Origin of the sequence: Pseudoalteromonas sp. APC 3495 (assembly GCF_030407645.1) — a bacterium.
In the GTDB taxonomy this organism is placed as follows: Bacteria; Pseudomonadota; Gammaproteobacteria; order Enterobacterales; family Alteromonadaceae; genus Pseudoalteromonas; species Pseudoalteromonas tetraodonis.
The window spans coordinates 40717-54305 of record NZ_JASDDA010000030.1 but is presented as its reverse complement, the minus strand read 5'-3'; the positions used below and the strand labels follow the sequence as shown (position 1 = coordinate 54305).

Here is a 13589-nt window from a genome sequence, read left to right as displayed (position 1 = left end):
CTTTTACTTAACCTATTTTAGGCAAAAAAAATGAAAATAACCAAAGTACTAACTGCTTATGCTACCCAAGATGGGGATGGTGTTAATATTCGTCGTATTCCAGGATTTGATGGTAAATATTTAGATCCATTTTTAATGATAGATGAGCTTAAATCTGACGATGAAAGTGATTATATTGGTGGCTTTCCTCCTCATCCTCATAGGGGGATCGAAACCTTTACCTATATTTTAAAAGGCGGGTTTGAACATCAAGACCAAATGGGTAACAAAAAGGCGATTCGTGCGGGTGACGTACAATGGATGAGTACCGGTAGCGGTGTTATGCACAGTGAAATGCCTCTTGCCGATGCTGAACAAGGCTTACATGGTTTTCAAATTTGGCTCAATATGCCAAGTGCTCAAAAAATGCGTGAGCCTCAATACCAAGATACCACAGAGCATCCAGCACCGAGTTTTACTAATCAACAAGGTGTTTCACTTAAAGCCTTAGCAGGGACATGGCAATTTGAATCACACCAATTGGCTGCAAGCTTACAAAATTTAGCTGCTAATGGCGCTATAGCCGATGTAGCTTTGCCTGCGGGTGAAGGGCTTAATTTACCGGCTTTAAAACAGCAAAAAGTGATGATTTATATTCATACAGGCTCATTAATATCTCAGACCGGTGACGTGTTTAATGCGGGTAAGTTACTTATATTAGAACCATTGAGTGACATTGCATTACAGGCAAAGAAAGCGGCGGGGGTTCTTATTTTCGCAGGCGATCCACTTAACCAGCCAATTGCGCACATGGGACCTTTTGTAATGACCACCGAGGCTGAAATTCGCCAGGCTGTTAGCGATTATCAAAATGGTTTTTTTGGCTCATTGTCGTGATGAATCGATGCGCGAATGACTTTTAAGCAAGTAGCTTTAATAACCAAGTGTATTTTTTTATCGTGTTAGCATCACCTTTAGCAGACTCAACTACAGCGCCAGCTGCAAACGCACTGGCGAGCCCCACTTTTGTTGCTGCAAAGCGTTTGGCTCTGTATTTTATAGCTGCAAGATGCTGACGTTTTAGCTCTGATCGCATAACAACTTCTTTATCTAGCTGTTGCACGCGAGCGTTCGGTGAGTTGATCAAATAATTGATTAACATAATAGTGTGTGCCTTATAATTTAAGCAGCTGCCTTAGGCTATTTAGCGTTTTAGTAAAGCCAATTTTTTTGCTTAGATAAACGGCGTTTCGCCACAGCCAAACTAAGCATAAAATTTGTAGGCTGATCACCACTGCAATGCTCAGCCAGATAGAGCTAAATAGATCAAAGGTGGCAAAGCCTACAATACCTAAAAACCCCACCCACAGTAACACCAAGCCACTGGCAAAACATCCTAGTAGAATGGTGATCAGTGCTAAGGATCTTAGCGACAGCTTCCACTCAGCTGTAGCCAGCTGATGCGTTAACTTTCCTTGTTGGTGATAATCATCCTTGAGCTGCGCTGCATAATCAGCAAGCTTAGCAACATGATCTTGCCAGTCATCGGCGTGTTTTGCCGATGACGGCGAATCTGTCCCTTGTGATTCACTTGGTGTTGAGTGTTGGTTTTGCATTAGTATTACTTACGACGAAACAGTGCTGTAACTAACATACCAGCAGCAAACGCCAGACCCGCCGTTGCTAATGGGTTTTCTGATGCGAGTTGACGCGTTTTAGACGAACACTCTGCTAGTTTCTCACGAGCGGCTAACTGCTTTTCATTAAGCGTTTCAGCTGAGCTGCTTGCGCCTTTACGAACACCATTTTCAGCTACCGCCGCTTTACTTGATAATGCATCAACTGCGTCATGCGCTGCTGATGTCGCTTTATCTGTTAGCGGTGCTTCAATCTCTTGTTTTGCATCAATAGGAGTTTTGCTCTTTGTTGCCGTAGCCATAATCAATCCTTAATAGTTTTTTAAAAGTAATTATTTAGATGCAATGATTAAACCAGTCTTTAACCTGTTGTTTTATATGAATTGTATTTTATTTACGAATTTTGAGTGGGTTTATAGCTGTAACTATTGCGACAACAGTTTGTAATTTTTACAAACTAGGACGTGTTGATCATTCGAGATTGATTTTTTTCTTTGTCCACTCAGTTACAAACCTCGCGACGCGATTAAACTGCATCTAGTTTGACCAAACTCTAATTCACAAAGGTCAGCAGGGCTCAAATAAATTGTAATTATTCACTGTTTATTCATTAAGCAAATAATGCCAACGAGCTAATAAAAAGCACGATAAAAAATTTTTTACTGGCTGATCAGATTTTTTATTAAACAATTCAATCGCTTTAATCGAAGCCTTATTTTTTCAGGCTTCACGGGGTGCTAAAGCTGGGTGACTTACTTGACAAAAAGGCTTGTCAAGCCCTAAACTGGAGCACTGTGGTAAAAAGTGGTGTTTAGTGGATCAAACTGGATCGGGTTAATCAAAAAGTTGATTAAAATAATTTTACAATAGGCTTTTTATGTTTCGTGGCGCAAGTTCACTGAGTTTGGATGATAAAGGACGTTTTGCGGTACCGACTAAGTACCGAGATACGCTATTGTCTGAAGATCAGGGAACGGTAATTTGCACAGTTGCACTCAATGAGCCTTGCCTTTGGTTATACCCTCTTGCTGAATGGCTAGAAATAGAAAGCCGTTTAGCAAAAATATCTAATATGAATCCTAGAGCACGACGGATGCAACGTATGTTGTTAGGTAATGCGACAGAATATCAGCTTGATAAAAACGGTCGAATTTTGTTGGCGCCTTCATTGCGCTCACATGCAGAACTTGGCAAAAAAATTATGCTGGTGGGTTTAATGAATAAATTTGAAATTTGGGATGAAGCACGTTGGCACGAGCAAATGCGCCAAGACACTGAGCTTGAAAGGCTCGGTGATTTTGAACCGAATGACGATTTAGATAACTTCACCCTCTAGCAGCAAAATAAAAGGCAAATAACAGCTAATGACAGCGCAATTTGAACACGTATCCGTATTAATGGACGAAACCATAGATGCACTTGCAATTAAGCCAGACGGCATATACATGGATGGTACCTTTGGACGTGGCGGGCATTCAGGGCAAATATTAGCGCGCTTAGGTGGAAGCGGTCGTTTGCAGGCCATTGACCAAGATCCACAAGCGATAAAGTCTGCTGAAAAATTTGCTGATGATCCACGTTTTTCAATTGCTCATTCTCGTTTTTCAAAGTTATACGAGGTAGCTGAGCAAAACGATCTTATTGGTCAGGTTGATGGCATTTTACTTGATATTGGTGTGTCGTCGCCGCAGCTAGATGACGCAGCGCGTGGCTTTAGCTTTATGAAAGATGGTCCGCTCGATATGAGAATGGATCCAAGTACAGGTCGCAGCGCAGCGCAGTGGTTAGCTGAGGCTGAATTAGATGACATTACTCATGTGATCAAAAAGCTAGGTGAAGAAAAATTTGGTAAGCGCATTGCGCACAAAATTTTAGAAGTGCGTGAACACACGCCAATCACTACCACTAAGCAGCTCGCTGATTTAGTCGATGAAGCCGTACCGGTGAAAGATAAGTTTAAACACCCTGCAACGCGGACTTTTCAGGCTATTCGTATTTATATCAATAGCGAATTAGAGGAAATTCAAACGGCATTACAAGCGGCGATTAAAGTTCTTAAGCCGGGTGGTCGCTTAGTGGTTATTTCGTTTCATTCTTTAGAAGATCGCATTGTTAAACAATTTATTAAAAAACAGAGTAAGGGAGAAGCGATACCCAGAGGTCTGCCTTTAACCGACGCACAAATAAATAAAAATCTGACGTTAAAAGCAGTGGGTAAAGCTATTAAACCAAGTGCTGATGAAGTGGCGCGTAATCCACGCTCTCGCAGCTCAGTGCTAAGGATCGCACAGAGGTTGGGATGAGTAAAAAAGCGAGCTATCGCCAACCCAATTTATTTCTTGAAATAATTAAAGGCCTAGGTGCGAACAAGATCACCTTGGCCTTGTTGGTTGTGATATTCGCATCAAGCTTGAGTGTGGTGCAAGTAACTCATCTCTCTCGAGCGCAATTAATTGAGCAAGATTCGTTGCTCCAAGAGCGTGACGAATTGGATTTAGAATGGCGTTATTTTTTAGTGGAAGAAGAGTTTTATTCACAACATGCGCGCATTGAAGAAGTGGCAACGTCACAACTCGAAATGAAGCGGCCAACCAGCCAAGATGAGCAGGTAATTATATTACAATGAGAATGCGAGGCAAAAAACCAGTCAATAACCTAATAGCATGGCGCTTTATTTTAGTGTGCGCGGTGATTTTTTTAGTGTTTGTGACCTTGGTATCGCGTGCTGCGTACTTGCAAGTAATTGAACCTGATAAAGCGCGCTCTGAAAGCGATAAACGTACGGTACGGATTGAAAAACTGCATGTGCAACGCGGGATGATTTTCGATCGTAACGGTAAAGAGCTTGCCGTTAGTGTGCCTGTGGTAAGCGTGTATGCGGATCCTAAAGCCCTGCATAAATCACTGGTTAGTAAAGTACTTAGGCAAGCACGCAAAAACGGTGAAGATCAGCAAACGCTTCGTGAAAATGTTGCTGAGTTAAATAAGCGTACCGCCCTGTATTATAAAAATGATTTACGCTGGCGTGAATTGGCTGATGTGTTGCGCATTGAGCCTAGTAAAATTAACACGCGATTACTTGATGATCCTACTCGTCGCTTTGTGTATTTAAAACGCCAAGTGACTCCCGCTGTGGCTAATTACATCGGTGATTTACGCCTACCTGGTATTCATTTATTGGATGAATCAAAACGTTATTACCCTGCTGGTGAAGTAAGCGCACATGTTATTGGGTTTACCAATATTGATGGTAAAGGCATTGAGGGCATAGAAAAGCTTTATGAAAATGCGTTAACCGGTGAAGAAGGTCGCCGTACCATTCGAAAAGATGCGCAAGGGCGTGAAGTTGAAGTACTTGATGAACGCGAGCGAGTAGAGCCTGAAAGCATTCAGCTAAGTATTGATCAGCGAATTCAAGCCATTGCCTATAAAGCAGTTAAATCAGCGGTATTAACTTATAAAGCGACTTCAGGTTCTGCCATGGTAGTAGATGTTAAAACCGGTGAAGTCTTGGCCATGGTCAATAGCCCATCATTTAATCCTAACAACTTAAGCGGGGCGGCTCCTCATAAACGTCGTAACCGCGCTATTACCGATTTGTTTGAACCCGGCTCAACTGTTAAGCCTCTAGCCATTTTAGCTGGATTAGACTACGGCACAATCCAACCGGATGACAAAGTTGATACCTACCCAGGCTGGATGCGCTTAGGGGGCAGCTTAGTACAAGATACCCGTAATCATGGCGAAATGACGCTGCGCGAAATTTTAAAATACTCCAGTAATATGGGAGTAACCAAAATAAGCCAAACAGTACCCAAAGAGTACTTTGTGGGCCTGTATCAAAAAGTGGGGTTTGGCAGTGATAGTGGTACTGGCATGGTAGGCGAAAGTAGTGGCTTATTTTACCCTAATCGCCGTTGGTCAGATCACGAAATTGCAGCGCTCTCGTTTGGTTACAATATTGCCGTGAGTACCGCGCAAATGGCACGTTTTTACGCCATGTTAGGGGCAGGCGGGGTTAATCGTCCGCTTACTGTACTAAAGCAAGATTCTATACCTGAAGGTGAGCGTGTCTTTCAACAAGAAGATGTTGAAGCCGTTGTCCATATGATGGAAAGCGTATTTGAAGAAGGCGGTACCGCACGCCGCGTTAAAGTGGATGGTTACCGCGCTGCTGGTAAAACAGGCACCTCTAAAAAAGCCGCCGCAGGGGGCTATGGTGACGAATATGTAGGTTATTTTGCGGGCATTGCCCCTGCGAGTAACCCGCGATTAGCCGTTGTGGTATTAATCAACGAGCCCGGTGGAGATGTTTATTATGGCGGCGCAACAGCAGGTCCAGCGTTTGCAGAAATAATCTCTAATTCATTAAGAATTTTAAACGTTGCCCCAGACAAAGACTCGGTGGCATACGTGAAGGGCAAAGATGATGGTGCGTGATTTACACTCAATTTTAAAACATTTAGAAATAGATGCAGCACGTTTAATGGTAAACGAGCTGCGTTTAGATAGCCGCGATGTAAAACCAGGTGATGTGTTTGTGGCGATAAAAGGGCACCAGTTAGATGGTGGGCACTTTATTAGTAAAGCAATTGAAAATGGTGCCAGTGCAATTATTGCCGACAGACTGTGTGAATTTGAAAGTGATTTTGAGCCGCTTTATTTAGTCTCAGAGTTGAATAAGAAACTGCCTGTATTGGCGAGTCAATTTTACCAACAACCGAGCAAGCACTTAGATTTAGTTGGCGTAACGGGCACCAATGGTAAATCGACTACCACAGCAATGATTGCTCATTTAGCGCAATTTTGTCATACCCAAGCCGCTATTATTGGCACCTTAGGTTACGGCCATCCAGATAACTTAACACCACTGCAAAATACTACGCCTTCAGCAGTCGATTTACAGCGTATTTTAAGCGACTTAAAAAATGAGCAACACCAATTGGTTGCTATGGAAGTGTCATCGCATGGTTTGGTACAGCACCGTGTTGATCAATGCTATTTTAAAGCTGCAGTGTTTACTAACTTGTCGCGCGATCACTTAGATTACCATGGCGATATGCAAAGCTATGGTGATGCTAAATTAATGCTGTTTCGTGATTTTGATGCTGACCATGTCATTCTTAATCAGGATGACGGACAAGCAGAGCAATGGATTGAAAAATACAGCTTTAATAGTCTTATTTGTTATGGCCGTAAAAACTTAGCCCCTAAAAATGCACAGTTTGTGTATTTTTCAGATGTTCAGTATTCAGCAACCGGTATTTCGGCGCAATTAACTACTAGCTGGGGTGATGTTGCCATAAAATCACCGCTGTTTGGTGAATTTAATCTTTATAATTTAACGGCTGCGTTAGCAACGCTATTAGCGCTAGGCTATCCATTAACACAGTTAGTAGCAGGATGTGAGTATTTACAGCCGGTAGCCGGCAGGATGCAAGCATTTACAGCGCCAAGTATGCCTACTTGCGTTGTTGATTATGCGCATACGCCAGATGCGTTGGCTTTAGCGTTACAAGCGCTGCAGCAACATGTACCAGGTGGCGTGAGTTGTGTGTTTGGTTGTGGCGGCGACAGAGATAAAGGAAAGCGTGTACTAATGGCACAAGCTGCAGAGCAGTTTGCAGACAAAGTGATCATTACCAGTGATAACCCACGCTCTGAAGACCCTAATGACATTATTAATGATGTAGCTGCGGGATTAGAGCATCCAGAAAACGCTCATTTAGAGGCCGATCGCGGTGCCGCGATACAATTTGCTATAGATAACGCAAAAGCCGGTGAGGTTATTTTAATTGCCGGTAAAGGGCATGAAGACTATCAAATTATAGGCGATAAACGCATCGATTTTTGCGACCGCCAATTTGTACAACAACAATTAAAAAAAGCAGTAAGAGGGTCTCAAGCATGATCCCAATGGATTTTGATTGGCTAGCTAATGTGCTAGCAACCGATTATCAAGGTGATAATCGCAAGGTGATAAATATAAACACCGATACCCGTACTTTGTGTGATGGTGAAGTGTTTTTGGCGCTTAAGGGCCCAAATTTTGATGGCCATAAATTTATTGAACAAGCAAAACAAAAAGGCGCTATAGGCGTGATTGTCGATCACGCTGTTGATACCGATATTGCTCAATTTGTAGTTGCCGATACCCGTATTGCATTAGGCACAATTGGTACAGCAGTGATGGCGCAAGTTGCACCTAAAACTATCGCTATTACTGGCAGTGTAGGTAAAACAACAGTTAAAGAAATGTGTGCCGCTATTTTATCAAGTAAAGGGGATGTATTAGCCACTAAAGGTAATTTTAACAACGACATTGGCGTACCGTTAACTTTACTCAGATTAGAGCCACAACATCGCTTTGCGGTTATTGAATTAGGCGCTAACCACATAGGTGAAATTGCGTACACCACCGCGATGACCAAACCGGATGTAGCTGTGGTATGTAATGTTGCTGCTGCCCACTTGGAAGGCTTTGGTAGCCTGCAAGGTGTGGCACAAGCAAAAGGTGAAATTTACGACGGATTAAAAGAGGATGGCATCGCCATCGTCAATTGTGATAGTGACTTTAGTCAATATTGGCTTGATAAGTTAGCAACGCGCAATATTAAATGTTTTTCGAGTAGTGAAAAGCTCGATATTTGGGCTGAAGACATCAGCCTAGATGCACAAGCTCGCGCAAGCTTTACTTTGTGCACCAAGCAACACAGTGTGCCGGTTAAGTTAGCACTGCCAGGTAAACACAATATTAGTAACGCGCTTATTGCTGCGGCGTTAACAAGTGAGTTTGACGTGTCACTTGAGGACATTGCCAGCGCGTTAGCGACAATGGGTGAAGTTAAAGGACGGGTTAACCTAATTGAAGCCAGTGATTCACTCACCATTATCGATGATACATACAATGCCAACGTAAAGTCGGTGAAAGCTGCGATTGATTTACTTAGTGATATTCAAGGTCATCGTATTTTGGCACTCGGTGATATGGGTGAACTTGGCGAAGATGCCCGTAAATATCATCAAGAAGTCGGTGAATACGCATTAGCGCAAGGCATTGATGAGTTATTTACACTCGGAGTATTAAGTAAATGTGCCAGTGATGTATTTGGGCTGCCAAATCGCCATTTCTCTAATCGTGAGCAAATGCTGCAGCAAATTCAAAACAGCATTAGCAAAGTAGATAAAAAAATTACCCTTGTCGTGAAAGGATCACGCAGTTCTCGCATGGAGCTTTTAGTAACCGATTTAGTTAATGGCCAGCAACAAGCCATCAATGGAGTATCATCATGTTAGTTTGGCTGGCTGAGTATTTAACTCAATATTATAGTGGCTTTAATGTTTTTTCGTATTTAACCCTGCGTGCCATTTTAGGTATTTTAACCGCATTGATGATGTCGTTGTATTTTGGTCCTAAGTTAATTCGTGCGTTGCAACGCATGCAAATAGGGCAAACAGTACGTGATGATGGTCCGCAATCGCACCTATCTAAATCGGGTACACCGACCATGGGTGGCTTACTTATTTTAGGAGCTATTTTTACCAGCACATTATTATGGGCAGACTTGTCTAATAAATACGTATGGGCCACTTTATTTGTAATTGGCTCATTAGGTATTGTGGGCTTTATTGATGATTACCGTAAGGTGATCCGCAAAGATCCAAAAGGACTTATTGCAAAGTGGAAATACTTTTGGCAATCGGTAATTGCACTGGTTGTAGCCACTGCGCTTTACATGAGCAGCACACAAGCGACAGAAACATCTCTTGTTGTGCCATTTTTTAAAGATGTACTGCCACAGCTGGGGCTGTTTTATATCGTGATCACCTACTTTGCGTTGGTGGGCACGTCCAACGCGGTTAATTTAACCGACGGTCTAGACGGTTTAGCCATTGTACCTACTATTTTAGTGGCTGCAGCACTGGCCATTATTGCTTACTTAACGGGTAATATTAATTTTTCGGCTTATTTGCATATTCCGCATTTACCACTGGCGAGTGAGTTGGTTGTGGTATGTACCGCTATTGTAGGGGCTGGGTTAGGTTTTTTATGGTTTAACACGTATCCGGCGCAAGTATTTATGGGCGATGTAGGCTCATTAGCACTGGGTGGTGCATTGGGGATTATTGCCGTACTTGTTCGCCAAGAGCTGTTACTGATTATTATGGGGGGCGTGTTTGTAATGGAAGCGCTATCGGTAATTTTACAAGTTGGCTCTTACAAATTACGTGGGCAACGCATTTTTAGAATGGCGCCTATTCATCACCATTACGAACTTAAAGGTTGGCCGGAGCCACGCGTTATTGTGCGCTTTTGGATAATTTCTATTGTGCTGGTACTCGCTGGCCTTGCGACATTAAAGATCCGATAAATGCAGTATTTAAACGAGATAAAAAATAAACACATAACAGTGCTCGGACTCGGTGTAACCGGTCTGGGCATTGTGCGTTTTTTATTATCTCAATCAATACAGCCTTATGTGGTCGATAGCAGAGAGAATCCGCCAGGTGTTGATTGGCTCAATCAGCACGCACCTCAATTAAAAACTCACTTTGGTGACCTAGAAAATGCGGCGCTCAGTGCTTGCGATATGATTATTATTAGTCCTGGGCTGAGCTTAAAAACACCAGCAATTGTTAAGGCAATTAACGCAGGCGTTGAAGTGATTGGTGATGTTGAGTTATTTGCGCGCATTAATAGCAAACCAGTCGTTGCTGTAACCGGCTCTAATGGTAAATCAACCGTAGTAACACTTGCCTACGAAGTATTAAAAACCGCAGGTTATAAGGTGGCACTCGGTGGCAACATTGGCACAGCGGTACTGGATTTGCTTGACGGTGACTTTGATGTATTTGTATTAGAGCTATCGAGTTTTCAGCTTGATACCACACGCAGCCTAAAAACCACCAGTGCAACCGTGCTTAATATTTCAGAAGATCATCTCGATCGTTATGATAGTTACCAATCCTATATAGATTCAAAACTAAGTATTTATAATGGTGCTGAACACATAGTGATTAATGCTGACGATAAGCAAACACACCCTGTGAGTCGCACGTTAGCACCACAACTGAGCTTTGGTGAAACACAAGGCAATTACCACTTAGCACAGCACAATAACGAAGCGTACTTTATGGTAAAGGACGAAGCTTATTTACCAGTAAATACTTTAGCCGTTGTGGGTAAGCATAACTATTTAAATACCTTGGCAGTGATGGCGTTACTCAGCCCATTTACAATTACTAAGGCGCATTACAAAACCGCATTATCTCAATTTAATGGCTTAGCGCACCGTTGTCAGTTTGTGGGTGAGTTTAATGGCGTTAAATACTTTAACGACTCTAAAGCCACTAATGTAGGCGCAACAGTGGCGGCAATAGATAGTTTAGCGGGTAAGCACAAAAACCTAGTCGTGATTGCTGGTGGTGATGCTAAAGGTGCGGATTTAGAGGTGTTAAAGCCTTATATTGAAAAGCATGTAAAAGCGCTGATTTGTTTTGGTAAAGATGCCAAAGATTTAGTGGCACTCAGTGCTAAAGGTCATTTAACCAATAATATGTCTGAGGCTGTGACGCTTGCAAAGCAATTAAGTAAATCGGGCGATACCGTTTTACTCGCACCTGCCTGTGCCAGCATTGATATGTATAACAATTATATGCAACGCGGCGATGATTTTGTGCAATGTGTATTGCAGGGGCAGTCATGATTGCTTTTGCGGATATTAAAGAGGCTCTCACCCCTAAACCTTCAGCGCAGCTTTATGATGTGCCACTGCTTTATTGCATGCTAATGCTGATTGGTGTGGGCTTTGTGATGGTAACCAGTGCCTCAATGCCGACAGCCGATAGACTGTTTGGTAATATTTATCATTTTACTATCCGCCATGGCATTTTTTTAGGGCTATCGTTTTGTTTATTTTGCATTAGTACTCAAGTACCTATGTCGTGGTGGAAAAAAGCTAACCCCTATTTATTACTAATCGGTTTAGTACTGTTATTAGTGGTACTTATTGTAGGACGTGAAGTCAATGGTTCGACCCGCTGGATACCCGTAGGACCGTTTAATATTCAAGCCTCGGAGCTCGCTAAGTTGTTCTTCTTTAGTTATATCGCAGGCTACTTAGTACGTAAGCGCAATGAAGTTCAAGAAAACATAAAAGGCTTTGCTAAACCCATAGCGGTATTTGCAGTTTATGCAGCACTTATTTTAATGCAGCCCGATTTAGGGACTGTGGTGGTGATGTTTGTTACTACGGTTGGTTTGTTGTTTTTAGCCGGTGCCAAGCTTTGGCAGTTTTTTGCACTTATTTTAACCGGTATTGCGCTAGTGGTTGGGCTTATTGTGTTAGAGCCATATCGTATGGCGCGTGTGGTTGGCTTTTTAGAACCTTGGGATGACCCTTTTGGCAAAGGCTACCAATTAGTGCAATCACTAATGGCTTATAGTCAAGGCGATTGGTTTGGCCAAGGCCTAGGAAACAGCGTACAAAAATTACAATATTTACCAGAAGCGCACACCGACTTTATTTTTGCTGTTATTGCTGAAGAGTTAGGTTTTATGGGGGTGCTGAGCATTTTAATGGTACTCGGTACTTTAGTATTTAGAGCTTTACTCATTGGCCAAAACGCGCTTAAAAACGGCAAAGAATATGAAGGCTACTTAGCCTTAGCAATTGGTATTTGGTTTGCGTTTCAAACCATGGTTAATGTGGGCGCCAGTGCCGGTATTTTGCCAACCAAAGGATTAACCTTGCCGTTTATTTCTTATGGTGGCTCAAGTTTATTAATGATGACCATAGCAACCGGTATTTTATTACGTGTAGATTTTGAGACCAAGATGGCAACGAAACAAGCCACGTCAGGTGGAGCTAAGCGATGAGTAAAAAAATAGTCGTTGTAGCAGGGGGCACAGGTGGACATATTTTTCCAGGGATTGCCGTTGCTGATTATCTCAAACAGCAAGGTTGGCAAGTTAGCTGGATAGGCACCCCAGATAGAATGGAAGCCAGTGTCGTGCCCAAGCACAACATAGAAATTGATTTTATTGATGTAAAAGGCGTGCGAGGGAATGGTTTAAAACGCCTTATTAAAGCGCCATTCATGGTTATTAATGCAATATTGCAAGCGCGTAAGGTATTAAAACAACAACGCCCTGACGTCGTTTTAGCAATGGGGGGGTATGTAACTGGCCCAACAGGTATTGCGGCAAAAAGCCTAGGTATTCCTTTGGTGATTCACGAACAAAATGCCGTAGCAGGCATGAGCAATAAATGGCTAGCGAAATTTGCGAATCGCGTGTTAGCGGCTTTCCCTAGTGCTTTTGCCAGTGGAAAGGCTGAGCTGGTGGGTAACCCTGTGCGTCAGAGTGTGGTTGATATACCTAAGCGGGAAGTATCAAGCCCAATCAATATGCTTGTTGTGGGTGGCTCGTTAGGTGCGCAAGTACTCAACCAAACACTGCCAGAAGCATTTAAGCGCTTGAATGATACTTGTGCCATTAATATTTGGCATCAAACCGGTAAAGGGCACCTTGCTAGTGTAAGTGAAAGTTACCAGCAGCAACAAATGGGCAATGAGCAAGTGACCGTTGCTGAATTTATTGATGATATGGATACCGCTTATAGCTGGGCAGATATTGTGATTTGTCGTGCGGGTGCGCTTACGGTAAGTGAAATTGCCGCAGCGGGTAAAATGGCGGTATTTGTGCCGTTTCCACACGCGGTTGATGATCATCAAACAGCCAATGCACAGTATTTAGTAATGGCAGAGGGGGCGTTATTAATGCCACAGGGGCAATTTAATAAGCGCAGTATTGTTGAACTTTTAAGCCCCTATTTAGCCGAACCTTTATTAATAACTAAAATGGCTGGCAAAGCAAAACAGCAGGCTATTTTAGATGCCACAGCAAGCGTAGCGATGCACTGTGAGCAAGTAACAAATAAGAGAACATAAGTGAAACAGACATTAGCAAAA

At 42.7% G+C, this 13589-nt stretch carries 14 protein-coding genes; 11 read left to right on the top strand and 3 right to left on the bottom strand.

Features of this window, described 5'->3' with window-relative positions:
- The first annotated feature begins 30 nt into the window (after positions 1-30).
- The gene (locus tag QL984_RS12715) at positions 31-876 is read left to right on the top strand and encodes a pirin family protein (protein WP_090494728.1); all 846 of its coding nucleotides are present in this window, start codon (positions 31-33) and stop codon (positions 874-876) included.
- Between the two features lie 22 nt (positions 877-898).
- On the opposite strand, the gene QL984_RS12710 is transcribed toward QL984_RS12715, so the two are convergent.
- Genes QL984_RS12710 through QL984_RS12700 form a run of 3 tightly spaced genes read right to left on the bottom strand, consistent with a single transcriptional unit; the run spans position 899 to position 1918 of the window.
- Complete coding sequence (locus QL984_RS12710; RefSeq protein WP_008110702.1) at positions 899-1141, bottom strand: hypothetical protein; 243 nt, start codon at positions 1139-1141, stop codon at positions 899-901.
- Between the two features lie 13 nt (positions 1142-1154).
- Complete coding sequence (locus QL984_RS12705; RefSeq protein WP_028834441.1) at positions 1155-1595, bottom strand: hypothetical protein; 441 nt, start codon at positions 1593-1595, stop codon at positions 1155-1157.
- 5 nt (positions 1596-1600) lie between these two features.
- Positions 1601-1918: a hypothetical protein gene (locus tag QL984_RS12700; protein ID WP_013464052.1), complete on the bottom strand. Its 318-nt coding sequence runs from the start codon at positions 1916-1918 to the stop codon at positions 1601-1603.
- A gap of 575 nt (positions 1919-2493) precedes the next feature.
- Here QL984_RS12700 and mraZ point away from each other — a divergent pair.
- The 10 genes from mraZ to murG are packed head-to-tail and all read left to right on the top strand — an operon-like array spanning position 2494 to position 13568.
- A complete protein-coding gene (mraZ, locus tag QL984_RS12695) occupies positions 2494-2952 on the top strand; it encodes a division/cell wall cluster transcriptional repressor MraZ (RefSeq protein WP_008110699.1) in 459 nt (152 codons plus the stop codon).
- 28 nt (positions 2953-2980) lie between these two features.
- Positions 2981-3919 carry a 16S rRNA (cytosine(1402)-N(4))-methyltransferase RsmH gene (gene rsmH, locus QL984_RS12690; RefSeq protein WP_138764655.1) on the top strand — a complete coding sequence of 313 codons (939 nt, stop codon included), beginning with the start codon at positions 2981-2983 and terminating at the stop codon, positions 3917-3919.
- Positions 3916-4242: a cell division protein FtsL gene (gene ftsL, locus QL984_RS12685; protein ID WP_008110697.1), complete on the top strand. Its 327-nt coding sequence runs from the start codon at positions 3916-3918 to the stop codon at positions 4240-4242. Before rsmH ends, ftsL begins: the two co-directional genes overlap by 4 nt.
- The gene (locus tag QL984_RS12680; RefSeq protein ID WP_013464053.1) at positions 4239-6056 is read left to right on the top strand and encodes a peptidoglycan glycosyltransferase FtsI; all 1818 of its coding nucleotides are present in this window, start codon (positions 4239-4241) and stop codon (positions 6054-6056) included. Before ftsL ends, QL984_RS12680 begins: the two co-directional genes overlap by 4 nt.
- Positions 6049-7527: a UDP-N-acetylmuramoyl-L-alanyl-D-glutamate--2,6-diaminopimelate ligase gene (murE, locus tag QL984_RS12675; RefSeq protein ID WP_171046553.1), complete on the top strand. Its 1479-nt coding sequence runs from the start codon at positions 6049-6051 to the stop codon at positions 7525-7527. Before QL984_RS12680 ends, murE begins: the two co-directional genes overlap by 8 nt.
- Entirely contained in the window at positions 7524-8912 is a 1389-nt protein-coding gene (murF, locus tag QL984_RS12670; RefSeq protein WP_008110694.1) for a UDP-N-acetylmuramoyl-tripeptide--D-alanyl-D-alanine ligase, read from the top strand. Before murE ends, murF begins: the two co-directional genes overlap by 4 nt.
- The gene (gene mraY / locus QL984_RS12665; protein WP_008110692.1) at positions 8906-9988 is read left to right on the top strand and encodes a phospho-N-acetylmuramoyl-pentapeptide-transferase; all 1083 of its coding nucleotides are present in this window, start codon (positions 8906-8908) and stop codon (positions 9986-9988) included. Before murF ends, mraY begins: the two co-directional genes overlap by 7 nt.
- Positions 9989-11323, top strand: a complete 1335-nt coding sequence (gene murD / locus QL984_RS12660) for a UDP-N-acetylmuramoyl-L-alanine--D-glutamate ligase (protein ID WP_128583520.1) — start codon at positions 9989-9991, stop codon at positions 11321-11323.
- Positions 11320-12495: a cell division protein FtsW gene (gene ftsW, locus QL984_RS12655; RefSeq protein ID WP_008465286.1), complete on the top strand. Its 1176-nt coding sequence runs from the start codon at positions 11320-11322 to the stop codon at positions 12493-12495. Before murD ends, ftsW begins: the two co-directional genes overlap by 4 nt.
- Positions 12492-13568 (top strand): undecaprenyldiphospho-muramoylpentapeptide beta-N-acetylglucosaminyltransferase, encoded by a 1077-nt coding sequence (gene murG / locus QL984_RS12650; RefSeq protein ID WP_128583519.1) that lies wholly within the window; start codon positions 12492-12494, stop codon positions 13566-13568. The genes ftsW and murG overlap by 4 nt, the downstream gene beginning before the upstream one ends.
- Positions 13569-13589 lie beyond the last annotated feature (21 nt).

Bases quoted from the DNA above. Each gene is read 5' to 3' on its own strand.
- ftsL (WP_008110697.1), top strand. From the start codon at position 3,916: ATGAGTAAAAAAGCGAGCTATCGCCAACCCAATTTATTTCTTGAAATA.
- rsmH (WP_138764655.1), top strand. From the start codon at position 2,981: ATGACAGCGCAATTTGAACACGTATCCGTATTAATGGACGAAACCATA.
- QL984_RS12700 (WP_013464052.1), bottom strand. From the start codon at position 1,918: ATGGCTACGGCAACAAAGAGCAAAACTCCTATTGATGCAAAACAAGAG.
- murD (WP_128583520.1), top strand. From the start codon at position 9,989: ATGCAGTATTTAAACGAGATAAAAAATAAACACATAACAGTGCTCGGA.
- mraZ (WP_008110699.1), top strand. From the start codon at position 2,494: ATGTTTCGTGGCGCAAGTTCACTGAGTTTGGATGATAAAGGACGTTTT.
- murF (WP_008110694.1), top strand. From the start codon at position 7,524: ATGATCCCAATGGATTTTGATTGGCTAGCTAATGTGCTAGCAACCGAT.
- mraY (WP_008110692.1), top strand. From the start codon at position 8,906: ATGTTAGTTTGGCTGGCTGAGTATTTAACTCAATATTATAGTGGCTTT.
- QL984_RS12680 (WP_013464053.1), top strand. From the start codon at position 4,239: ATGAGAATGCGAGGCAAAAAACCAGTCAATAACCTAATAGCATGGCGC.
- murG (WP_128583519.1), top strand. From the start codon at position 12,492: ATGAGTAAAAAAATAGTCGTTGTAGCAGGGGGCACAGGTGGACATATT.
- QL984_RS12710 (WP_008110702.1), bottom strand. From the start codon at position 1,141: ATGTTAATCAATTATTTGATCAACTCACCGAACGCTCGCGTGCAACAG.
- QL984_RS12715 (WP_090494728.1), top strand. From the start codon at position 31: ATGAAAATAACCAAAGTACTAACTGCTTATGCTACCCAAGATGGGGAT.
- QL984_RS12705 (WP_028834441.1), bottom strand. From the start codon at position 1,595: ATGCAAAACCAACACTCAACACCAAGTGAATCACAAGGGACAGATTCG.
- ftsW (WP_008465286.1), top strand. From the start codon at position 11,320: ATGATTGCTTTTGCGGATATTAAAGAGGCTCTCACCCCTAAACCTTCA.